The 23563-nt window shown below is 56.0% G+C and carries 23 protein-coding genes; 15 read left to right on the forward strand and 8 right to left on the reverse strand.

Annotation, left to right across the window (positions count from 1 at the left end):
* Positions 1-104: 104 nt before the first annotated feature.
* From Q5705_00135 to mdtH, 3 genes are all read right to left on the reverse strand, one after another.
* On the reverse strand, positions 105-665 hold the full coding sequence (locus Q5705_00135; protein ID WLI77014.1) for a lipoprotein: 561 nt from the start codon (positions 663-665) through the stop codon (positions 105-107).
* Positions 666-786: 121 nt separating this feature from the next.
* The gene (gene grxB / locus Q5705_00140) at positions 787-1434 is read right to left on the reverse strand and encodes a glutaredoxin 2 (GenBank protein ID WLI77015.1); all 648 of its coding nucleotides are present in this window, start codon (positions 1432-1434) and stop codon (positions 787-789) included.
* A gap of 65 nt (positions 1435-1499) precedes the next feature.
* On the reverse strand, positions 1500-2708 hold the full coding sequence (mdtH, locus tag Q5705_00145; GenBank protein WLI77016.1) for a multidrug efflux MFS transporter MdtH: 1209 nt from the start codon (positions 2706-2708) through the stop codon (positions 1500-1502).
* Positions 2709-2947: 239 nt separating this feature from the next.
* Here mdtH and rimJ point away from each other — a divergent pair, with 239 nt between their 5' ends.
* From rimJ to murJ, 3 genes are all read left to right on the forward strand, one after another.
* Positions 2948-3532 (forward strand): ribosomal protein S5-alanine N-acetyltransferase, encoded by a 585-nt coding sequence (gene rimJ / locus Q5705_00150; GenBank protein WLI77017.1) that lies wholly within the window; start codon positions 2948-2950, stop codon positions 3530-3532.
* Between the two features lie 71 nt (positions 3533-3603).
* A complete protein-coding gene (locus Q5705_00155; protein WLI77018.1) occupies positions 3604-4527 on the forward strand; it encodes a Gfo/Idh/MocA family oxidoreductase in 924 nt (307 codons plus the stop codon).
* A gap of 107 nt (positions 4528-4634) precedes the next feature.
* Entirely contained in the window at positions 4635-6170 is a 1536-nt protein-coding gene (gene murJ / locus Q5705_00160) for a murein biosynthesis integral membrane protein MurJ (protein WLI77019.1), read from the forward strand.
* A gap of 58 nt (positions 6171-6228) precedes the next feature.
* Here murJ and flgN read toward each other — a convergent pair whose 3' ends face one another.
* The 3 genes from flgN to flgA all read right to left on the reverse strand — a co-directional run bounded on the left by flgN (position 6229) and on the right by flgA (position 7703).
* The gene (gene flgN / locus Q5705_00165; GenBank protein WLI77020.1) at positions 6229-6651 is read right to left on the reverse strand and encodes a flagella biosynthesis chaperone FlgN; all 423 of its coding nucleotides are present in this window, start codon (positions 6649-6651) and stop codon (positions 6229-6231) included.
* Positions 6652-6655: 4 nt separating this feature from the next.
* A complete protein-coding gene (gene flgM, locus Q5705_00170) occupies positions 6656-6949 on the reverse strand; it encodes a flagellar biosynthesis anti-sigma factor FlgM (protein WLI77021.1) in 294 nt (97 codons plus the stop codon).
* A gap of 94 nt (positions 6950-7043) precedes the next feature.
* Entirely contained in the window at positions 7044-7703 is a 660-nt protein-coding gene (gene flgA / locus Q5705_00175; GenBank protein ID WLI77022.1) for a flagellar basal body P-ring formation chaperone FlgA, read from the reverse strand.
* 157 nt (positions 7704-7860) lie between these two features.
* Here flgA and flgB point away from each other — a divergent pair, with 157 nt between their 5' ends.
* The 11 genes from flgB (at position 7861) to flgL (ending at position 17758) form a co-directional block, all read left to right on the forward strand.
* Entirely contained in the window at positions 7861-8277 is a 417-nt protein-coding gene (gene flgB, locus Q5705_00180; protein ID WLI77023.1) for a flagellar basal body rod protein FlgB, read from the forward strand.
* 4 nt (positions 8278-8281) lie between these two features.
* Positions 8282-8686, forward strand: a complete 405-nt coding sequence (gene flgC / locus Q5705_00185; GenBank protein ID WLI77024.1) for a flagellar basal body rod protein FlgC — start codon at positions 8282-8284, stop codon at positions 8684-8686.
* Between the two features lie 11 nt (positions 8687-8697).
* Complete coding sequence (gene flgD, locus Q5705_00190; GenBank protein ID WLI77025.1) at positions 8698-9375, forward strand: flagellar hook assembly protein FlgD; 678 nt, start codon at positions 8698-8700, stop codon at positions 9373-9375.
* Between the two features lie 25 nt (positions 9376-9400).
* A complete protein-coding gene (gene flgE / locus Q5705_00195; protein WLI77026.1) occupies positions 9401-10651 on the forward strand; it encodes a flagellar hook protein FlgE in 1251 nt (416 codons plus the stop codon).
* Between the two features lie 20 nt (positions 10652-10671).
* Positions 10672-11427, forward strand: coding sequence for a flagellar basal body rod protein FlgF (locus tag Q5705_00200; GenBank protein WLI77027.1), 756 nt, complete (start codon positions 10672-10674; stop codon positions 11425-11427).
* A 15-nt stretch (positions 11428-11442) separates the two neighbouring features.
* The gene (gene flgG / locus Q5705_00205; protein WLI77028.1) at positions 11443-12225 is read left to right on the forward strand and encodes a flagellar basal-body rod protein FlgG; all 783 of its coding nucleotides are present in this window, start codon (positions 11443-11445) and stop codon (positions 12223-12225) included.
* Between the two features lie 57 nt (positions 12226-12282).
* Entirely contained in the window at positions 12283-12981 is a 699-nt protein-coding gene (locus Q5705_00210; protein WLI77029.1) for a flagellar basal body L-ring protein FlgH, read from the forward strand.
* A gap of 12 nt (positions 12982-12993) precedes the next feature.
* A complete protein-coding gene (locus Q5705_00215) occupies positions 12994-14091 on the forward strand; it encodes a flagellar basal body P-ring protein FlgI (protein ID WLI77030.1) in 1098 nt (365 codons plus the stop codon).
* Positions 14091-15050 carry a flagellar assembly peptidoglycan hydrolase FlgJ gene (gene flgJ, locus Q5705_00220; protein ID WLI77031.1) on the forward strand — a complete coding sequence of 320 codons (960 nt, stop codon included), beginning with the start codon at positions 14091-14093 and terminating at the stop codon, positions 15048-15050. The genes Q5705_00215 and flgJ overlap by 1 nt, the downstream gene beginning before the upstream one ends.
* Positions 15051-15125: 75 nt before the next feature.
* Positions 15126-16775, forward strand: a complete 1650-nt coding sequence (gene flgK, locus Q5705_00225; GenBank protein WLI77032.1) for a flagellar hook-associated protein FlgK — start codon at positions 15126-15128, stop codon at positions 16773-16775.
* 14 nt (positions 16776-16789) lie between these two features.
* Positions 16790-17758, forward strand: a complete 969-nt coding sequence (gene flgL / locus Q5705_00230) for a flagellar hook-associated protein FlgL (GenBank protein WLI77033.1) — start codon at positions 16790-16792, stop codon at positions 17756-17758.
* A gap of 84 nt (positions 17759-17842) precedes the next feature.
* On the opposite strand, the gene Q5705_00235 is transcribed toward flgL, so the two are convergent.
* Positions 17843-19054 (reverse strand): MFS transporter, encoded by a 1212-nt coding sequence (locus tag Q5705_00235; GenBank protein WLI77034.1) that lies wholly within the window; start codon positions 19052-19054, stop codon positions 17843-17845.
* Positions 19055-19084: 30 nt separating this feature from the next.
* Between Q5705_00235 and Q5705_00240 the strand changes: the two genes are divergently transcribed.
* Complete coding sequence (locus Q5705_00240; protein ID WLI79077.1) at positions 19085-20101, forward strand: LysR family transcriptional regulator; 1017 nt, start codon at positions 19085-19087, stop codon at positions 20099-20101.
* Between the two features lie 41 nt (positions 20102-20142).
* On the opposite strand, the gene rne is transcribed toward Q5705_00240, so the two are convergent.
* Positions 20143-23295: a ribonuclease E gene (gene rne, locus Q5705_00245; protein WLI77035.1), complete on the reverse strand. Its 3153-nt coding sequence runs from the start codon at positions 23293-23295 to the stop codon at positions 20143-20145.
* Positions 23296-23563: the final 268 nt, after the last annotated feature.

Consider the following 23563-nt stretch of genomic DNA (forward strand, 5'->3'; position numbering starts at 1 on the left):
GCTGGGTGAGAAACAGGTGTTTTTGCCGGAGACCAAGCATAAGGGGAAACGTTTTCGTTTGCACCCTTTTCCTGAAAAAAAAGGCGCATCGCGCGCCCTGGGATTCAGTCGGTAAGCGGGATAATAATTTCACCTGGCTTCACCTCAATACCTTTGGCATATTTTTTCGCCAGCGCTTCGCCTTTACTGCTGTCCTCTTTCAGAACATAGGCAGGGCGTTGATTAAAGTAGTTACGCAACGACTGGTTCAGATACGGCATCACGGTCTGTAAAACGGCCTGCATTTTTTCCGGCGTGACTGTCGCATTCACCACTTCCATCTCTTGCAGGAAAATTGCGCCTTTTTCTTTATCAAACACCGGCAGTGCTTTTAGCTTCAGTTTGATAATAGCTTTCTGGTTACCGAAGAGGGACGTCATGTCGAGATTCGCGTCGCCCGTTAAGGTCACTTTGTTCGGCTCTTCACGCCCAATTTCACTGGTCAGATTGTTGAGAACAATATGTGCATCGGCCACACCCGGTACACCAATATCCTTGGCGAAGTCATTACGTTTTTGCAGCGCCTGGTTAATTTCCTGTTCGCTGATGGTGTATTGCGTCAACTGATTGCAACCCACCAGCACACCGCTCACCAATAATGCAGCGGCAAAAATCATCTTCTTCATGAATTCCTCAACGTGGTCCTGATGCCTCGATCGGGGTGTAGCATGCGTCACACACGGCGCAAAGGCTAGCGGAAAATACTTAAACGGAAGGCGGAAGCCTGTCGCTTCCGCCGTTAACAGCTTAGATAGCCATTGAGGAGAGCAGGTTAACCTGCGTCTGTTTTGCCATATTGTCGCGGTAATCTGCCACCTTAGACGGCCAGGTAATGCCGCTAACAATGGTCAGGTTACGCAGCAGCGGGAAGAGGTGGATATCGTCCTCTGACAACTCACCATTCACGGCATTGGGCTGCACAATGAGCTTATCCAGCGCACGCAGATCGTCGCTGATATTTTTCACAAGGCCTGGTGAATGGGCGAGATGTTCGGCGAAATCACCGATGGTTGCCTCTTTTTTAGCGACGAAATACGCCCGTGCCTGTGGCGTGGAGAACTCATCAAAGGCAGCTTTGGCAAAGCGCGGGATCAATAGCTTATTCACATAGCCATTCACCTTGCGCAGCCACTCTTCCACCTTCGGATTGCGCTTGCCGGTGAGCAGCGGTTTGCCGTCGAGTTTGTCGACATAATGCACAATATCCATGCTTTCAGGCAGATAACGGCTGTCATCTTTTTGCAGAATAGGCGCCATTTTCTGACCAACCATTTTGGTCGGCGTGTCTTCATCGTCATTGAGCAGCACATTGAGTTCAACCGGGATGTTCTTAAGGCCAAAAATCATGCGGGCTTTAACACAGAAAGGGCAGTGATCGTAAATGTAGAGTTTCACGTTTCTCCTCCATACTGGTTTATCCATCAGTTACCAGTATGGAAGAGGGCAAAGTGAGGCGCAAATCAGACCCCGGGTTCGGGCATCGGTGGGCGTACGCGCTTCTGACCAAACTGCCATAACAGCGCCATCGAGGTTGTCAGGCCGATGACGGCCAGCATGGTCCACGGTAATTCCGGCTGGTTAAAGGCTTTTCCGGCATCAAATAGCCAGCCACCCCCGGCATAACCGAGCGCGCCGCCGAAGGCCAGACCCAGGCGGCTAAAGCCCATATAACTGCCGCGCGCACGGGAATCAGCCAGTTGCGCGCTCAATGTTTCCCGTGCCGGTTCGGCGATAATTGACCCGATATAAAAGGTGCAGATCAATGTGAACAATTGTTGCAGCGTGCCCACCATGCCAATCGGCAACAGGCTGAAGGACATCACCAGCAGGCCAAACATCAGGCGATGCTCAAGGCGAAAACGTTTTTCACTCCAGCGGGCAATCGGGTAGAGCAGCGTTAGCGATAAGCAGGCTTCAATGGCGTACATCCATTTCACCGCCGCCGGTGAACCGGCAATATCGTTGACCATGATCGGCAGCATCAACATCACCTGCACCGCCAGCATGTAGTAGCCCGTCAGCGTCAGCACATACGTGACAAACTTTTTATCACGCAGCACCCGGGCCAGGCCTTCGCGCACCGGCGCTTTCACCGTCGACAGTTTCCACGCGGGCAGTAGCCAGGCGTTAAACGCGGCGCAGAGCACAAACATCAACGCACCTGCCGCGCACACCAGGCGAAAGTCATATTGCAGCAGCCAACTGCCGAGCAGTGCGCCAATCACCGCCCCGGCGCTGTCTTGCATCATTAGCAGTGAGAAAAACCGGCTGCGCTGGTTCGGACGCACCAGTTTGACCACCAGCGCGGACCGCGGCGGGTCAAATAATGTGCCACCCAACCCGGAAAGAATGCAGGAGAGCCATAATATCCATGGTTCATGCGCAACGCCCATCGCCACGAAACCGCCTGCGCGCATCAGCATGCCGGTCACGATTAATGGCTTAGCGCCAAAACGGTCGGCAATCGCACCGCCGAAAATGCCCAAACCCTGCTGAATAAACTGGCGTAAACCGAGCGCAATGCCGACCATTAAGGCGGCCCAACCTAGTTGATCAACAAAACGAATGGAAATCAGGGGAAAGACAACAAAAAAGCCGAGTACCACCAGCATGTTATCAACAAGCAGGAAATATTTACCCAGGCTCCTTGCCTGCGAGATGCGCGCCATTTCCCCTCCGGGGAATTATGAGAGATAAGACGCTCTTATTTTGCGGCTTTGGCAACCGTTTTCACATATTCACGGTAACAATATTTTTTTATCAAAATCAGTCTTTGATTGAGACTTTTCATCGAAAATGGCGATTAATGCAAAAAATGCTATGTTGCTGTTTTCCCGCAGCGGCAGAGCAACGGTATAGTTAAACGCACGGGGTTAAAAAAAGCCGCGAAACGAAGGAGTGGTAAGACATGTTTGGCTATCGCAGTAATGTGCCGAAAGTACGCTTAGTAACAGACAGATTAGTGGTGCGCCTGGTTCACGAGCGCGATGCCTGGCGGCTTGCGGATTATTACGCGGAAAATCGCCAGTTTTTAAAACCCTGGGAACCCGTGCGCGACGAGAGCCATTGTTATCCTTCCGGCTGGCAGGCGCGCCTCGGCATGATCAATGAATTCCATAAACAAGGCTCGGCATTTTATTTTGCGCTGTTCGATCCCGACGAAAAAGAAATCATCGGCGTGGCGAATTTTTCAAATGTGGTGCGCGGATCGTTTCACGCTTGTTATTTGGGTTATTCCATCGGGCAAAAGTGGCAGGGACAGGGATTAATGTTTGAAGCGCTGACGGCCGCGATCCGCTATATGCAACGCACGCAACACATGCATCGCATAATGGCAAACTACATGCCGCACAATAAACGCAGTGGGGATCTACTGGCGAGACTCGGGTTTGAAAAAGAGGGCTATGCCAAATCCTATTTATTGATTGATGGGCAGTGGCGCGATCACGTGCTCACGGCATTAACCGCGCAAGAATGGACCCCCGGTCGTTAAGGAGCAACGATGAAGTATCAGGAAGCCCGGGTGATTGGCTGCCTGCTATTCGCACATTTGGGAGATTAACAGTGACGACATTACGGATTGGCGTAGTCGGGCTTGGCGGCATCGCGCAAAAAGCCTGGTTACCGGTATTAGGCGCGGCAACGGGATGGACGCTTGCGGCGGCCTGGTCGCCGACGCGGGAAAAAGCCCTGCGCGTGTGCGAAACCTGGCGCATGCCTTATGCGGATTCACTGGCGTCACTGGCAGCGCAGTGCGACGCGGTGTTTGTTCATACGTCAACGGCTTCGCATTATGCGGTAGTCAGTGAATTGCTCAACCTGGGTGTGCATGTCTGCGTTGATAAACCGCTGGCGGAAAATCTGCAAGATGCCGAGCGGTTAGTCGAGCTGGCGGCGCGTAAAAAGCTGACGCTGATGGTGGGTTTTAACCGCCGTTTCTCGCCGCTCTATCGCGAACTGAAACAGCAGATGCCGCAGGCTGCGTCATTACGCATGGATAAACACCGCACCGACAGCGTCGGGCCGCAGGATCTGCGCTTTACACTACTCGATGATTACCTGCATGTGGTGGATACCGCACTCTGGCTGGCAGGCGGTACCGCGCAGTTACAAAGCGGCACCTTGCAGACCCATGATGACGGCGCAATGATCTATGCCGAACACCATTTCAGCGTTGAACATCTGCAAATCACGACCAGTATGCACCGCCGGGCAGGCAGTCAGCGGGAGTTGATCCAGGCGGTGACCGACGGCGGGCTGGTGGATATTACGGATATGCGCGAGTGGCGAGAAGAGCGCGGGCAGGGGGTGATTGCCCGTCCAGTGGCGGGCTGGCAGAGCGTGCTTGAACAACGCGGTTTTGCCGGATGCGCACGCCATTTTATTGAGTGCGTGCAAAATCAGACGGTTCCGGAAACCGCAGGCGAACAGGCGATCCTCGCCCAGCGCGTGGTGGAGAAGCTCTGGCGCGACGCCATGAGTGAATAATGGCGTGTAACATCTGGCGATAGTAATTCGCCTTTTTCCCTGTAGACTAAGCGCTTCGCTGTATACCAACGCCTGCATTGCAGGCGTTGTGTCTTATGGAAACCAGAATGAACCTATTAAAATCGCTGGCGGCAGTCAGCTCCATGACGATGTTTTCACGCGTGCTGGGTTTTGCGCGCGATGCCATTGTGGCGAGGGTTTTTGGCGCGGGTATGGCAACCGACGCCTTCTTTGTGGCGTTCAAGCTGCCCAACCTGCTGCGGCGTATTTTTGCCGAGGGGGCCTTCTCCCAGGCATTTGTGCCGATCCTGGCGGAATATAAAAGCAAGCAGGGTGAAGATGCGACGCGGGTGTTCGTGGCCTATGTGTCGGGGCTGTTGACGCTGGCGCTGGCGATTGTCACCGTTGCCGGGATGCTGGCTGCGCCATGGGTGATCCTCGTCACCGCGCCTGGCTTTGCCGATACGGCGGATAAATTCAATCTCACCTCGCAGCTTCTGCGCATCACCTTTCCCTATATTCTGCTGATTTCGCTGGCCTCGCTGGCGGGGGCGATTCTCAATACCTGGAACCGGTTTTCCGTTCCGGCCTTCGCGCCGACGTTTTTAAATATCAGCATGATTGGCTTCGCGCTGTTCGCCGCGCCTTACTTCCACCCGCCGGTGCTGGCACTGGCCTGGGCGGTGACTGTTGGCGGCGTGCTGCAACTGGTGTATCAACTGCCGCATTTGAAGAAAATTGGCATGCTGGTGCTGCCGCGCATCAATTTTCGCGATGCCGGGGCGATGCGGGTGGTGAAGCAGATGGGGCCCGCCATTCTCGGGGTTTCTGTCAGCCAGATTTCGCTGATCATCAATACCATTTTCGCCTCGTTTCTGGTCTCCGGTTCGGTGTCGTGGATGTATTACGCTGACCGCTTAATGGAGTTCCCGTCCGGGGTGCTGGGCGTGGCGCTGGGGACGATTTTGCTGCCGTCGCTATCGAAAAGCTTCGCCAGCGGCAATCATGATGAGTATTGCCGGTTGATGGACTGGGGGCTGCGGCTCTGTTTTCTGCTGGCGCTGCCAAGTGCCGTGGCGCTTGGCATTCTCGCCAAACCCTTAACGGTGTCGCTGTTCCAGTACGGTAAATTTTCCGCCTTTGACGCCGCGATGACCCAGCGCGCACTGGTGGCCTATTCGGTCGGGCTGATGGGGCTGATTGTAGTGAAAGTGCTCGCGCCTGGCTTTTACTCACGTCAGAACATCAAAACCCCGGTGAAAATCGCCATTGTCACGCTACTGATGACCCAGGTAATGAACCTGGCGTTTATCGGCCCGCTGAAACATGCTGGCCTGTCCCTGTCGATTGGTCTGGCGGCCTGCCTGAACGCCGGTCTGCTTTACTGGCAGCTACGCCGACAAAAAATATTTACCCCACAACCGGGCTGGGCAAGTTTTCTGCTGCGTCTGGTGATTGCGGTGCTGGTCATGGCGGCAGCGTTAGTCGGTGTGCTGTACGTCATGCCTGACTGGTCGCTCGGCACTATGCCGTATCGTCTGCTGCGCCTGATGGCGGTGGTATTGGTCGGTGTGGTGGCCTACTTCGCCACGCTTGCGGCGTTGGGTTTTAAAGTGAAAGAGTTCGCGCGCCGGACGGCGTAAAGACAACAGCAACGTTGCCAGGCGCCCCTGGCAACATAAATGCTTGATGATACGTGGGTTAAATCGAGATTTTCTTTCCGCCACGGTTGGCGGACGCGGTCTGACCATTCGCGCCGTACAGGCTCGGCTCCTGATGCGGTTTCAGGACGTCCAGCGCCTGCTGGTTACGCGCAATTTGCCCTTCCAGCAGCCATCCGTTGTGCTGGTTAAGATCGCGTAAATGCTGCGTTTTTTGCGTAATGGTATGCCAGCGATCGGCAACATCGTCGTTGGCGCTGTGTTGCGCTTTTTGCGTGGAACGACGCTGTTGCTCAAGGTAATCCAGTGTCGCGAGCAAGGAGCTTTTTTCTTCCGTAATACGCTGCAACGCGCTGCCATTAATGTGGCCCACGGAAAGCTGTTTTTGCTCAGCATCCATCACGTCTTTCAGAGCGCTCAGGATAACTGTCATTTGATCGAGAATGTCTGACAGTCGATTCATACGGTTATTTACTCTGTAAGTAACTCTGCGCTTCGTTAATCAGGGCATCGGCGATTTTGCCGGTATCCATTTTCAGTTCACCATTACGAATCGCGGTTTTCAGCTGTTCCACGCGTTCCATATTGATGTCATTGGCACCCGCCTGCATCAGCTTCGTTTGAGAACCGCTGAGCGTAACGTTAGTGCTGTTTGCCGTAGCGGCTTTTTCCTGACGCGTTTTCTGCGTCTGAGTCTCGTTGGTTTCGCGCTGTTGAACGGTGTTAACCGGCTTCAGGGGCGATGTACGATCAATGCTCATTGTGTTGTCCTCATGGAGGTTTCGCGGCGTTTCGGGCCTGATATCTTAAGTCGTTGCTTATTTATCGGCAGACAACATGGATTCTTTAAGAAGATTATAGGTTAATCAGAATATTCCCATCAGCGTTGACCGTACCGCTAACAATCTGCCCTGAAGCCATACGCACACGGGCGTTTTGCGCCACCGCCGCATTGTTCAGCGCCTGACCTTCGCCGTTGACACTAAAGCCTTCTCCCGACGCCACGACCTGCACCCGCTGGCCTGCTTTTATCCGCCATGCCTGACGCAACATGGAGAGCTGAATGGCCTGCCCCGGCGCGAGATCGCGTAAGCTCACCGCGTCCTGCGCCTGAGCGATATCCAGCATCGTTCTTGGCGGTAACTGATCGAGACGACCGCGTTTTAATGTCACGCTGCCGGGTTGCAAGAGGCTACCACGGGCCACGGATTGCGCCGCCACCACATAGTTGCCGGTTGCCTGAACGTTCACCTGCAAAAAGCGCTTAGTGCCTGCGCAGTTCACCAGAACATTCAGGTTGCCCCACAGTTTCGCACTCCCTACCACGCTCAGCGCAGGCTGCTCGCAGGTGGGTAGCTGATTTTGCGGGGTGCGTATATTTACCACCACCTCATCGCTAAAGCCAGCAAGACGTTGCGTGAAAAGCGAGGTCAACTGCGCCTGTAAATCCGCCGCCTGAGAAAAGCCCGTTACTAACAGTAAGATCGCGGCTAAACCGCCTTTCAACGTGTTCATCGCAGATTCCTGCCTGTTGATCAGATGAAGAGATTTTAACCGCATGGCAAATCTATCAACGCAAAAAATAGCGACGCATTTTGCCCTTATTCCAGCGATAAGTTTGCAAGGGGAGATTTAAGCTGTTGGCTAAATAATTGTCATCAGTGAGGGAGCCATGCTCGATAAACTTGATGCCGCACTGCGTTTTCAGCAAGAAGCGCTAAACCTGAGCGCCCAGCGCCAGGAAATTCTGGCGGCAAATATCGCCAACGCGGATACGCCCGGGTATCAGGCGCGCGATATCGATTTTGCCAGTGAATTAAAAAAAGTGATGGAGCGTGGTCGGGCTGAAACCAGCGGCGTTTCGTTGGCTCTGACCTCTTCGCGTCATATTCCTGCCCAGGCGATGTCCACACCGTCCGCCGATCTGCTCTATCGCATCCCCGATCAACCCTCTATGGATGGCAACACCGTCGATATGGATCGTGAGCGTACGCAGTTTGCCGACAACAGCGTCAAATACCAGACCGGGCTGACCGTGCTGGGCGGGCAGATCAAAAGCATGATGAGCGTTCTGCAACAGGGGAACTAATTAAATGGCATTACTGAATATCTTTGATGTCGCAGGCTCCGCGCTGACCGCGCAGTCCAAACGCCTGAACGTGGCCGCCAGTAACCTGGCGAACGCCGACAGCGTCACCGGACCGGACGGGCAGCCGTATCGCGCCAAACAGGTTGTCTTTCAGGTCGATGCTGCACCAGGCCAGGCCACCGGCGGCGTAAAAGTATCGGATGTGATTGAGAGCCAGGCACCGGACAAACTGGTTTACGAGCCGGGTAACCCGCTGGCTGACGCCAGTGGCTACGTCAAAATGCCCAACGTTGATGTGGTGGGCGAGATGGTCAACAGCATGTCGGCATCGCGCAGCTACCAGGCGAACGTCGAAGTGCTTAACACCGTTAAGAGCATGATGCTCAAAACGCTCACACTCGGTCAGTAAAGGGGACCCGCATGTCTATCAGCGTTAACGTAAACGACCCGACCAATAACGGTGTCGTCTCGCCCACCGGAACCAGCACCACCGGGACAAACAGCGCCTCCGACCTGCAAAGCAGCTTTTTGACGCTGCTGGTCGCGCAGTTGAAAAACCAGGACCCGACCAACCCGATGGAAAATAACGAACTGACCACGCAGCTTGCGCAGATCAGCACCGTTAGCGGGATTGAAAAACTGAATACCACCCTCGGTTCTATTTCAGGGCAGCTCGACAACAGCCAGTCGTTGCAGGCCGCAAGCCTGATTGGCCACGGCGTGATGATCCCCGGACAAACCGTGCTGGTGGGTAACGAAACATCGACACCGTTTGGCGTTGAACTGACTCAGGCTGCCGATAAAGTGACCGCCACCGTTACCGATAAAAGCGGTGCTGTGGTGCGAACCATTGAAATCGGCAGCCTGACGGCTGGCGTCCACACCTTTAGTTGGGACGGCAAGCTGACAGATGGAACCGCGGCACCAGATGGCTCTTACAAAGTCTCTATCGCCGCCAGCTCCGGCACGACGCAGTTGGTTGCTCAACCGCTGCAATTCGCGCTGGTACAGGGTGTGACCCGCGGTGACAGCGGAAGCACATTGGATTTGGGTACTTACGGTACGACTACCCTCGACGAAGTACGGCAGATTATTTAAGACTTTAACTTATCAGGAGTAAGTCATGGCCTTTTCACAAGCGGTCAGCGGCCTGAATGCTGCGGCCACCAACCTCGATGTCATTGGTAACAACATTGCCAACTCCGCCACTTATGGCTTTAAGTCCGGATCTGCGTCCTTCGCCGATATGTTTGCCGGTTCTAAAGTTGGTCTTGGCGTAAAAGTAGCGGGCATCACGCAGGACTTTGCTGACGGTACTACCACAAACACTGGGCGCGGCCTGGACGTGGCGCTGAGCGGCAACGGTTTCTTTCGCGTCGTCGACAGTAGCGGTGCGGTTTATTACAGCCGTAACGGCCAGTTCAAACTGGACGAAAACCGCAACCTGGTGAATATGCAGGGTATGCAGATTACGGGCTATCCGGTTGCCGGTACGCCGCCGGTCGTGCAGACCGGTGCGAACCCGACTGCTATCACCATCCCGAACACGCTGATGGCGGCAAAAGCCACTACCACCGCGTCCATGCCAATGAACCTGAACTCGACGGATTCAACCCCGACGGTCATCCCGTTTGATCCGACGAACTCAGACACCTACAACAAAAAAGGCACCGTGACGACCTATGACAGCCTGGGTAACTCCCACGCTATCGATGTTTATTACGTCAAAACCGCTGCTAATACCTGGGATGTCTACACCCAGGACTCCAGCATCGCTGGTGCGACATATGAAAAAGCTGCCCAGATGAGCTTCACCAGCAACGGTACGCTTGAGGGCACTAGAAGCTATGACGCTGCTGGTAACCTGGAGGCCTTAGACCCTCAGGCAAAGATTACCGTTGGCCTCGACAGCCTGAATGGTTCCGCCGCCAGCACCTTTAGCCTGAGCTTCCAGGACTCGATGCAGCAGAACACGGGCACCAGCGGCATCATTTCCATCAGCCAGGATGGTTATGCGCCGGGCTCCCTGGTGAGCTATGCCATTAACGACGACGGCACCGTAGTCGGTAGCTATTCCAACGAAAAAACGCAGCTTCTGGGTCAGATCGTGCTGGCGAACTTCGCCAACAACGAAGGTCTGCAATCCGAAGGTGACAACGTCTGGTCTGCCACCAGTTCCTCTGGTGTGGCGCTGCTCGGGACGGCGGGCACCGGTAACTTCGGTGCGCTGACCAACGGTGCGCTGGAAGCCTCAAACGTGGATCTGAGTAAAGAACTGGTCAACATGATCGTCGCGCAGCGTAACTATCAGTCGAACGCGCAGACTATCAAAACCCAGGATCAGATCCTTAACACGCTGGTTAACCTGCGTTAATCGCCTGACGGGATGGCTTAATGGATCACGCAATATATACCGCGATGGGCGCAGCCAGCCAGACGCTGAATCAGCAGGCTGTCACCGCCAGCAACCTCGCGAACGCGTCCACGCCGGGCTTTCGCGCACAGCTCAATGCCTTGCGCGCAGTACCGGTAGAGGGGCTTTCGCTGCCTACCCGTACGCTGGTGGTGGCGTCAACGCCGGGTGCCGATATGACACCTGGACAACTGGACTACACCTCGCGCCCGCTTGACGTGGCGCTGCAACAGGACGGCTGGCTGGCGGTTCAAACGGCGGACGGTTCAGAAGGGTATACCCGTAACGGGAATATCCAGGTGACTCCGACCGGCCAGTTGACTATCCAGGGTCATCCGGTCATTGGCGAAGGCGGACCGATTGCCGTGCCGGAAGGCGCGCAGGTAACTATCGCTGCCGACGGTACGATTTCAGCGCTGAACCCCGGCGATGCGGCTAACACCATTGCGCCGGTCGGCAGGCTGAAGCTGGTTAAAGCGGATGCGCGTGAAGTGGTGCGTGGCGATGACGGTCTGTTCCGTCTGAGCCAGACGGCACAAGCAACGCGTGGCGCAACGTTACAGGCCGATCCTTCCATTCGCGTGCAATCGGGCGTGCTGGAGGGCAGTAACGTCAAGCCGGTCGAAGCCATGACCGACATGATCGCCAGCGCGCGTCGCTTCGAAATGCAGATGAAAGTTATCAGCAGCGTCGATGACAACGCGCAACGTGCCAACCAGTTGCTGTCAATCGGCTAATAAACAGGACTTCCTATGATCAGTTCATTATGGATCGCAAAAACCGGCCTCGACGCCCAGCAAACCAATATGGATGTCATCGCCAACAACCTGGCGAACGTTAGCACCAATGGTTTTAAGCGTCAGCGTGCGGTATTTGAAGACTTGATGTACCAGACGATTCGTCAGCCTGGCGCACAGTCTTCTGAACAGACAACGCTGCCTTCCGGCTTGCAGATTGGTACCGGTGTTCGCCCGGTTGCCACCGAACGTCTGCACAGCCAGGGCAACCTGTCTCAGACCAACAACAGTAAAGATGTCGCCATCAAAGGCCAGGGCTTCTTTGAAGTTCTGCTCCCGGACGGCACCTCTGCATATACCCGTGACGGTTCTTTCCAGGTTGACCAGAACGGCCAGCTGGTCACGGCGGGCGGTTTCCAGGTTCAGCCTGCGATCACCATCCCGGCGAACAGCCTGAGCATCACCATCGGTCGCGACGGTGTGGTCAGCGTGACGCAGCAGGGCGCGGCGGCACCAGTGCAGGTTGGCCAGTTAAACCTGACCACCTTTATGAATGACACCGGTCTGGAGAGCATCGGTGAGAACCTGTACACCGAAACCCAGTCTTCTGGCGCGCCGAACGCGACGACGCCTGGGCTGAACGGCGCAGGCTTGCTGTATCAGGGGTATGTGGAAACCTCAAACGTGAACGTAGCGGAAGAGCTGGTGAATATGATCCAGGTTCAGCGCGCTTACGAAATTAACAGTAAGGCAGTATCGACCACCGATCAGATGCTGCAAAAACTGACGCAACTCTAAGGCGTTATCCGGTGCGGTAACCGCCGCACCGGAACCCTGATTTCGAAGATGAATGCAATGCAAAAATACGCCGTGCGCAGCTACCCGATTATGGCTTTAGTGGCATTAACCCTGAACGGGTGTGCCTGGGTTCCTTCCACACCGCTGGTACAGGGGACAACGACTGCTCAGCCGATCCCCGGCCCCGTACCGATGGTGAATGGCTCGATTTATCAGACTGCGCAGCCGATTAACTACGGCTACCAGCCGCTGTTTGAAGACCGCCGTCCGCGCAACGTTGGCGATACGCTGACTATCGTGCTTCAGGAAAACGTGAGCGCCAGTAAGAGCTCATCGGCCAATGCCAGCCGTGATGGCGACGCCAGCTTTGGTGTGGATACCACGCCGCGTTATCTCGAAGGCCTGTTTGGCAATGGGCGTGCTGACCTGAGCGCCTCCGGCAGCAATGGATTTGAGGGTAAAGGCGGAGCCAACGCCAGCAACACCTTTAGCGGCACCCTGACCGTGACGGTCGACCAGGTGCTGATCAATGGCAATTTACATGTGGTGGGTGAAAAACAGATAGCCATTAACCAGGGCACTGAGTTCATCCGCTTCTCGGGTGTCGTGAACCCACGCACCATCAGCGGGACCAATACCGTTCCGTCCACCCAGGTGGCGGATGCGCGCATCGAGTACGTCGGCAACGGCTACATCAACGAAGCGCAGAATATGGGCTGGCTGCAACGTTTCTTCCTCAACTTATCGCCGATGTAACCGGGGTGAATTATGTTTAAGTATTTGACTGGTATCGTGTTAGCGCTGGTGGCGACCTTCGCCCAGGCTGACCGTATCCGGGACCTCACCAGTGTACAGGGCGTACGTGAAAACTCCTTAATTGGCTACGGTCTGGTGGTTGGCCTGGATGGCACAGGCGACCAGACGACCCAGACGCCATTTACCACCCAGACGCTGAACAACATGTTGTCGCAGATGGGCATTACCGTGCCCACCGGCACCAACATGCAGCTAAAAAACGTGGCGGCGGTGATGGTTACCGCCCAGTTCCCGGCGTTCGCCCGCCAGGGGCAGACCATCGATGTGGTGGTTTCCTCCATGGGTAACGCCAAAAGCCTGCGCGGCGGTACGCTGTTGATGACGCCGTTGAAGGGTGTCGATAGCCAGGTTTATGCGCTGGCGCAGGGCAATATTCTGGTCGGTGGCGCGGGCGCGTCTGCTGGTGGCAGCAGTGTGCAGGTCAACCAGCTTAACGGCGGTCGTATCACTAACGGTGCGGTGATTGAGCGTGAACTGCCGACCCAGTTCGGGGCGAACAATACCATCAACCTGCAACTGAACCAGGAAGACTTCACCATGGCGCAGCAGATTGCTGACACCATCAATCGCGGTCGTGGCTATGGCAGCGCAACAGCGCTGGATGCGCGAACCGTGCAGGTGCGCGTCTCCTCTGGCAGCAGTTCACAGGTGCGTGCGCTGGCGGATATCCAGAATATGGAAGTCGGCGTCACGCAGCAGGACGCAAAAGTGATTATCAACTCGCGTACCGGTTCGGTGGTGATGAACCGTGAAGTGTCGCTGGATACCTGTGCTATCGCCCAGGGGAATCTCTCTGTGACGGTGAACCAGCAGAACACCGTCAGTCAGCCGAATACGCCGTTTGGCGGCGGCCAGACCGTGGTGACACCGCAGACGCAAATTGATTTGCGTCAGAGCGGCGGTTCGCTGCAAAGCGTGCGCTCCAGCGCCAACCTGAACAGCGTAGTGCGCGCCCTTAACGCACTGGGTGCGTCGCCGATGGAACTGATGTCCATTCTTCAGGCGATGCAGAGTGCCGGTTGCCTGCGTGCGAAACTGGAGATCATCTAATGCTGACCGACAGCCGACTGTTGACGAGCGCGGCATGGGACGCGCAATCGCTGAATGACCTGAAATCGAAAGCCGGACAGGATCCGGCGGCGAACCTGCGCCCGGTGGCGCGGCAGGTGGAAGGGATGTTCGTGCAGATGATGCTGAAAAGCATGCGCGAAGCCCTACCGAAAGACGGTATTTTCAGTAGTGATTCAACACGGCTGTACACCAGCATGTATGACCAACAGATAGCCCAGCAGATGACCGCCGGTAAAGGTCTGGGCCTCGCCGATATGATGGTGAAACAGATGACGGGCGAGCAGGCACCGGTTGACCCGGCAGATCAAATGCAGCAAGTGCCGATGAAGTTCCCGCTGGAAACCGTCACCAGCTATCAAAACCAGGCCCTGACGCAACTGGTACGTAAAGCGATCCCGAAAGTGCCGGAAGATAACAGCGATGAACTGTTAACCGGCGACAGTAAAGACTTCCTGGCGCAGCTTTCGCTGCCGGCGCGTCTTGCCAGCCAGCAGAGCGGTGTTCCGCATCACCTGATCCTGGCGCAGGCGGCGCTCGAATCCGGCTGGGGCCAGCGGCAGATCCCGCGTGAAAATGGCGAGCCGAGCTTCAATATTTTCGGTGTGAAAGCGTCCTCCGGCTGGAAAGGGCCAACCACCGAAATCACCACCACAGAATATGAAAATGGCCAGGCGGTGAAAGTCAAAGCCAAATTCCGTGTTTACAGCTCCTATCTGGAAGCGTTGTCCGATTACGTCGGCATGCTGACGCGCAATAAACGCTATGCGGCCGTCACCTCCGCCGCCACGGCGGAGCAGGGCGCTCAGGCATTGCAGAACGCGGGTTACGCCACCGATCCGAACTACGCCCGTAAGCTGACCAGCATGATCCAGCAGTTGAAATCAATGGGCGAGAAAGTGAGCAAAGCATACAGCTCAGATATTGAAAATCTGTTCTGAAAAGTCTCAAGTTTCACCCAGGGTTGCCGATAATCGTCAACAGGACTCATGTCTGAAAGTGTGTAAGGAACCTCCATGTCCAGTTTGATTAACAGCGCCATGAGTGGGCTCAACGCAGCCCAGGCCGCGCTTAATACCGCCAGTAATAACATTGCGAGTTATAACGTGACGGGCTATACCCGCCAGACGACGGTGCTTACCACTGCGAACAGTACGCTGACTGGCGGTGGCTACGTGGGCAATGGTGTTATTGTTACCGGCGTTCAGCGTGAGTATGACGCCTTTATTACCAATCAGCTGCGTGCGGCGGAAAACCAGAACAGCGGTTTGACCACGCGCTACCAGCAGATGTCAAAAATTGATGATGTGCTGTCTGACACCACCAACTCGCTGTCAACCAGCCTGCAAGATTTCTTCTCCAGCCTGCAAACGCTGGTGAGTAACGCCTCTGATCCCTCTTCGCGTCAGGCATTGCTGGGTAAAGCGGACGGGCTGGTGAACCAGTTCAAGGTCGCCGATCAGTATCTGCGCGACCAGGATAAGCAGGTGAACCTGGCTATCTCTTCAAGCGTTGATCAGATTAATAACTACGCCAAACAGATCGCCAGCCTCAACGACCAGATTTCCAAGTTGACCGCCGTGGGCGCGGGTTCATCACCGAACGATTTGCTCGATCAGCGCGATCAACTGGTGAGCGAGCTAAATAAAATTGTCGGCGTTGAAGTCAGCACCCAGGACGGGAGCTATAACGTCAGCATGGCGAACGGCATCACGCTGGTGCAGGGCCGTGAATCGCGCCAGTTGGCGGCGGTTCCATCCAGTGCCGATCCGGCGCGTACCACTATTGCCTATGTTGATAAAACCGCAGGCAATATCGAAATCCCGGAAAAACAGGTCACGACCGGTTCACTGGGTGGCTTGCTGGCGTTTCGTTCGCAAGATCTGGACCAGGCGCGTAACACGCTGGGGCAACTGGCGCTCTCTTTTGCTGACGCGTTTAACCAGCAGCACACGCAGGGTTTTGATGCCAATGGCGATCAGGGCGAAGATTTCTTCACCATCGGCGCGCCGTCATCAACCAGCAATACCAAAAACACCGGCGATGCGACGCTGAGCCCGGCGGTAACGGACAGCTCTGCGGTGCAGGCAACAGACTACAAAGTGGTATTCGACGGTACTAACTGGAATGTCACCCGTCTGTCCAATAACACCAGCTTTACCGTGGCGCCGGATGCCACCGACGGCACGCTGAATTTCGACGGCCTGAAAGTGACCATCAACAATGGCACCACCGGTGCGCAAGCGAAAGACAGCTTCACGGTTCGCCCGGTCAGCGACGCCATCGTCAATATGAGCGTGGCGGTGACCGATGAGTCGAAAATTGCTATGGCGGAAGTTGCCGGTTCCGGTGCGAGTGATAACCGTAACGGCCAGGCGATGCTGGATCTGCAAAGCGCGAAGGTGGTTGGCGGCAATAAAACCTTCAACGATGCGTATGCCACGCTAGTAAGCGATGTTGGTAACAAGACCTCGACGCTGAAAACCAGCAGCACGACGCAAACCAACGTAGTTACGCAATTGAGCAATCAGCAGCAGTCGATCTCCGGGGTTAACCTCGATGAAGAGTACGGCAACTTACAGCGTTATCAGCAATATTATCTGGCTAACGCCCAGGTTCTACAGACCGCAAGCACGCTGTTCGACGCGTTGCTGGGTATTCGCTAAGTAAGAGGTGAGTGATGCGTATCAGCACGCAAATGATGTACGAACAAAATATGCGCGGCGTAACCAATGCTCAGAGCAAATGGTTGGGATACGGCGAGCAGATGTCTACCGGCCAGCGCGTCAATCGCCCGTCTGATGACCCGATTGCCGCGTCGCAGGCGGTGGTGATTTCACAGGCGCAGGCTCAAAATAGCCAGTACGCAACGGCGCGTACCTTCGCCACGCAGAAAGTCTCGCTGGAAGAGAGTGTACTTCAGCAGGTCACGACGGCGATTACTGGCGCGCAAGGCACGATTGTCAGAGCGAGCAATGGTTCGCTGAGTGATGATGACCGCGCCTCGCTGGCATCGGAACTGCAAGGCTACCGCGATCAGCTGTTGAACCTCGCGAACAGCACCGACGGTAACGGCCGCTACATTTTCGGCGGCTACAGGACCGAAAGTAAACCGTACGATGCGAACGGCACCTACAGCGGCGGTACGCAGCAAATAACCCAGCAGGTTGATGCCGCCCGTTCGATGGTGATCGCCCATACTGGCGATCAGGTGTTTAACACCATCACCAGTAACGCGACCCAGGAACCTGTTGATCCCGCCACCGGTCTGCCTGGCACGCCGGAAACGGATCTGTTCAAAATGCTGGACACCGCGATTGCCGCACTCAATACGCCAGTAGCAGGTGATGAGGCGGCAAAAGACGCAGCGCAGGCGGTGGTCGATAAAACCAGCCGTGGTTTGGGTAACTCCCTGAACAACGTATCGAGCGTGCGGGCTGAGCTGGGTACCCAACTGACGGAACTTGATACGCTGGATGCACTCGGTGATGACCGTACGCTGGCGCTGACACAGCAGAAAAGTGATTTGATCGATGTCGACTGGAACTCGGTGATCTCTTCTTACACCATGCAACAGGCAGCATTGCAGGCATCTTATAAAGCCTTCAGCGATATGCAGGGTATGTCACTGTTCCAGATTAATAGCTAACACTGTTTCACTTTGGGCATGTTCGGAAACTGGGGCATGCCTGCTCTGCCCGCTCCATCACCCCGGAGCGGGCTTTTTTTTCACCTACGCTTTCTGTGCGGCGAGTTTAATCTGGCGGGCATCGAACAGACGAATCCCCACAGCAATCAGCCCTGATACGCTAGCCAGCACCACCACGCCCTGCCAGGAAGCGATGGCATAAAGTTTACTGCCGAGCGCCGAGCCCAGCGCCATCCCAATAAACACCCCGGTAAATAGCAGCGCATTCAGGCGACCGCGTGCCTGTGGTTCCAGGCCGTAAACCAGGTTTTGGTGCGCCACCAGGCTTGATTGCAGACCCAGGTCAAAACCCACAGCTGACAGGGCGATCAGCGCCAGTTGGCCGTGCGGTGGCAATAGCGGCAGCAGGAACATCAGTGCGAAAGAGACAGCGACCAGGCCTGCGCCAAGCTGGGTCACTTTTTCAGCACCGATTTTATCTGCCAGACCCCCTGCCAGTGGCGCCGCCAACGCGCCTGCGGCACCGGCAATACCAAATGTCCCGGCAACGGCGCTGCCAAGCTGGTATTTCTCCAGTAGCATCAGCGCAAGCGTAGACCAAAAAGCGCTAAAAGCTACCGATAAGAAACCCTGTGCCATTGCTGCACGGCGCAAGGAAGGGTAGCGCTGCCAGAGATGCGCCATGGATTTCATCAGTGCCGGATAACTCAGGGTGGAGTGCGTGGCAAAACGTGGCAACACCGACCACATCAGGACACCAATCAACGCAATGCTGACGGCGGCGAGTTGGTACATCACGCGCCAGCCGAACGCGGCACCAACAAAGCCACTCACCGTACGCGAGAGCAGAATACCCAATAGCAGGCCGGTCATCACCGTACCGACCATTTTCCCCTGTTTGCCTTGCGGCGCGAGGATGGCGGCAGCCGGAACGATATCCTGTGCCATGGTCGCCGCCATGCCGACTAACAGGCTGACAATCAACAATGAGGGCAGGTGGCTGGTCAGGCTACAAGCCAACAGCAGCACGGCCAGCGCCGCGCTTTTCACCAGGATCAGGCGGCGGCGATCGTGGCGGTCACCGAGCGGGAGCAGAAATAAGATCCCCAGCGCATAGCCTGCCTGAGTCAGGGTCGGAACCAGCCCCATACCGTTAATGGTCAGGTGCAGATCATTACCCATTAATGGCAGTAGCGGCTGCGAATAGTAGATAGAAGCGACGCTGAAGCCAGCCCCCAGTACCAGCGCGAAAATGATGCGGCTCACGCGGCTTGTCGAAAGAGATTGACGGTCCATAGAAAGTTTCCCGGAGTGTTCGGTTTGACGATGTGCGAGCATTTTTACCCGGACGGCGGTGGCGCGGTAGCCTGCGCAGTGGTAAAACGGTTATACGTGAAACGTATAGGCATAATAATTATGAAGCGACCAGAACGTATAGATAGAGTCGATCTGATGCGAACCTATATTCGTATTGTTGAAGCAGGATCGCTGTCGGCCGCTGCCCGCCAACTGGAGACGACACAGGCAACCGTCAGCCGCCGTCTGCAATCGCTGGAAACGCTGCTGGGCGTTAAGCTGCTGCTGCGCACAACCCATGCGATGAAGCTCACTGATGATGGCGAACGCTGTTATCAACATGCGAAACGCGTGATGGACGCCTGGGTGGCGCTGGAAGATGAGCTGAGCCAGTCTGATGATGAACCGGTGGGGATTCTGCGGGTACGCGCCCCTCATGTCTTTGGTCAGGAGCAGTTACTGGGGCCGTTGACCCGGTTTCTTGAACGCTATCCGCAACTGTCGGTGGAGTGGATGCTGAATGATAAAAACGTCGATTTTCTGAGTGCCAATATCGATTGTGCGATCCGTGTTGGGGCGGAGGTCGATCCGGCAACAGTATCGGTGTTACTGGCGGAAGTGCCGCGAAGCCTGGTCGCTTCACCCGCGCTGCTGGCGCGTTTCCCGGATATCGACACACCGCAGCAGCTTTCCCACGTGCCGTGGATTGCGCTGAGTACGTTCTATCAGCATGAAATCCATCTGAGACATCAGGAGAGCGGCGAAGCAGAGCAGGTGGCTATTTCGCCAAGGTTGTTTACGGACAGTCTTTACGCTGCGCGCAATACAGCGATTGCGGGTCTTGGGGTAACACTAATTTCTACCTGGGCTGTCGAAGAGGCGATCCGCAAGGGAGATCTGGTGGCACTGTTGCCGCAGTGGCAGGCAGCACCGCTACCGGTACATCTGGTGTACCCGTGGGCGCGCTACTATCCAGCGCGGTTACGCATGTTTTTGCAGCTTATGCGCGAAGTGATGCCGGGGCTTGGTGGTATGCAGCGGGTATAAAAAAAGCCGACCCGGAGGTCGGCTTAGTCATGCTCAGCGAGTTACTCGACCGCTGGCGGCTTAGTTGCCGGAGCCGTGGCGGTGTGAGTGGCACTGTGACCGCCCGCAGCGCCTTTACCGTCGAAGTTGAAGCCCGGGCGAACCCAGTCGCTGTGACGCGGCGCTTCCTGCACATACGCTGGCGCAGGCGCTTTGGTCATCGGCGCGGTGGCATGGCTGTGGGTGTCCACGGCTTTAACCGGCTCAACAACAGAAGGTGCGACCTGTACCGTTTCTTCAACCTTCACTGGTGCTGGCGTTTCTGCAACCGGGGCTGCAACAACGTCCTCTTCTTCTTTAGCCGGTTCGGCTTCTTCCGTAACTTCTTCGGCGACCGTACGATCTTCCTCAGCAATCAGCTGCGGTTGTTCGTCTACCGGCGTCGCGATAGCTTCCGGATGCGTGGTTTCCACCGCTACCGGCTCTGGTTCAGCAACCGGTGCCTGCGGTTCAACCACTTCTGGCTGCGTGCTTTCAACCGGCGCTTGCGGCTCAACGACATCCACCTGCGGATTGCTGACAAGCTGCGCTTCGGCAATGGCCGGGGCGATATCCTGATCAGGCGCGGTGTGCGGCTCAGCGACTTGCGCAAGGTTCTGCTGCACATCCTGCTGCTCTTCCTGGACACGTGAAACCGGGTAACGGACCCAGACTTTACCGGATGCCATTTCCGGCGAGGCGCAGGCAACGGTCAGCGGCATAGCAGACTGTAGCGGGTAACGCTCGTCACGGTAGCGGCGACGGCGCTGACCGCTCACACGCAGATGACGCGGGGAACGGCGTGAACGGCGCGGCATGGTGTTCTCACGCGCTTCACCGTTTTCTTCCTGTTCCTGAACCGGAGCATTGTCAACCACGGCCGGCAGATCAACTTTCGCGACCTGCGTCCCTTGTTCCGGTGCTTCCTGTACAGGCGTTTCGTCGACAGCGACTTCTGCACGGTTATCATCGATGCGGACTTTTTGCGTCAGCTGGCGCTGTTTACGACGCGGCATCACCTGGACGCGCTCTTCCTGTTCAGTTTCCTGCACAGGCTGCTCATCACGGTTCAGCTCTTTAACATCCTGCTGTGCCTGACGTTTGTCATCATTACGGCGACGGTTGCGTTCACGACGCGGCTGTTGCTGCTGCTCGTCACGGGATTTCGCTTTATCCGACTCTTCTGTTGTAGCGGCCTGACGAAGCTCGCGGTTTTCTGCGTTCTGCTGCGGTTTTTCACGGCGGTTGCGGCGGTTATCTTCGCGACCTTCGCGGTTTTCACGGCCTTCACGCGCCTCATTACCTTCACCACGCGGATCGCGACGTTCATTACGATCGCGGCGATTGCTTTGACGTGGTTTACGGCGATCCTGCTGACGCTCGGGTTTATCGGCCTTTTTCTCTTCTTTCACTTCAACCGGTGCCGGGGTTTCTTCACCCGCGAACAGGCCTTTCAGTGCAGAGACGAAACGGCTGAACAGACCCGGAGCCGCAGGTTGTGTCGCAGCAGGTTGTTTGGGTGCTGCTGGCGCCTGCGCCTGCGCTGGCGTTTGCGGTGCTGGCGGAACCTCTGGCATGACGAAGGTGGCAAGGGCCGGTTGCTCCGGCAATTTGCGCTCGGCAAACTCCTCTTCAGACGGCATGGCCATCTCTTCTTCGTGCAGCTTCGGCAGCAAGTAGCTGAGTGTCGGCGTTTCTTCGCCTTTACGGACGCGCAGCACGGAGTAGTGCGGCGTTTCCATCTGGTCGTTCGGCACGATCACGCAGCGAACACCGCCCTGACGGGCTTCGATAGCGCTTACGGCGGCACGTTTTTCATTCAACAGATAAGAAGCGACCGGCACAGGGACAATCGCATGCACTTCCTGGGTATTCTCTTTCAGCGCTTCTTCTTCAATCAGACGCAGAATCGACAGCGACAGGGATTCGTTGTCACGAATGGTGCCGGTACCGCTACAGCGCGGGCACACATGGTGGCTGGATTCACCGAGTGACGGGCTCAGGCGCTGGCGGGACATCTCCAGCAGGCCGAAGCGGGAAATATGGCTTATCTGGATACGCGCACGATCCTGGCGCACCGCTTCGCGCAGACGGTTTTCCACCGCGCGCTGGTGGCGTACCGGGGTCATATCGATAAAGTCGATAACAATCAGGCCGCCGAGGTCGCGCAGGCGCAGCTGGCGAGCGATTTCATCTGCCGCTTCCAGGTTGGTGTTGAACGCCGTCTCTTCAATATCGCCACCGCGCGTTGCGCGAGCGGAGTTGATGTCGATGGCGGTTAGCGCTTCGGTGCTGTCGATAACGATAGAGCCGCCTGACGGCAGACGCACTTCGCGCTGGAAGGCGGATTCGATTTGCGACTCAATCTGGTAGTGGCTGAACAGCGGAATTTCACCGGTGTACAGTTTGATTTTGCTGCTGAAATCCGGACGGCCCAGTGCGGCGATATGCTGGCGAGCCAGCTCCAGCACTTTCGGGTTATCAATCAGGATTTCGCCAATGTCCTGGCGCAGATAGTCGCGGAACGCGCGAACAATCACATTGCTTTCCTGATGGATCAGGAACGGAGCAGGGCGGCTTTCGGCCGCTTTCTGGATGGCTTCCCAGTGTTTCAGGCGGAAGCTCAGATCCCATTGCAGCGCTTCGGCGGATTTGCCCACGCCCGCGGTGCGTACGATAAGACCCATGCCGTCTGGCAGTTCCAGACTTGACAGCGCTTCTTTCAGCTCGGTGCGATCGTCGCCTTCAATGCGACGAGAAATGCCACCCGCGCGCGGGTTGTTTGGCATCAGCACCAGGTAGCTACCGGCGAGGCTAATAAAGGTGGTCAGCGCCGCGCCTTTGTTGCCGCGCTCTTCTTTGTCGATCTGGACGATGACTTCCTGGCCTTCACGCAGCACGTCTTTGATGTTCGGACGGCCATGCGCGTTGTAGTTGGCGGGGAAGTATTCGCGGGCGATCTCTTTGAGGGGGAGGAAACCGTGACGTTCAGCGCCGTAATCAACGAAAGCAGCTTCAAGACTCGGTTCAATGCGGGTGATTTTACCTTTGTAGATGTTGGCTTTTTTCTGTTCGTGCCCCGGGCTTTCAATATCCAGGTCGTACAGACGTTGACCATCAACAAGTGCGACACGCAACTCTTCTTGCTGAGTTGCGTTGATTAACATTCTTTTCATCGTAACTTACTCATTATTCTTACATTGACGACTAAGCTGCGGGCAAGATAACGCCTTTCCGGGGGAGAACCGATGGCCTCGAGACTATTTCACGTCGCCAACCTCACGGTTGTCGCTCGCTTAAGAGGCGCAGTGTGTCGGTTGCCTGCATTTCCTGTGGAAATACAGCGCAATTATCAGGGGAACAGCCTGGGAAAAACTCTCCAGAGAAGATTCCATCTACCGGTAAGGACTGCAACCCGCAGCCCGCTAACTGCCTGAAAGTTCA

The sequence above is a fragment of the Kosakonia sp. H02 genome, assembly GCA_030704225.1.
Lineage (GTDB): Bacteria > Pseudomonadota > Gammaproteobacteria > Enterobacterales > Enterobacteriaceae > Kosakonia.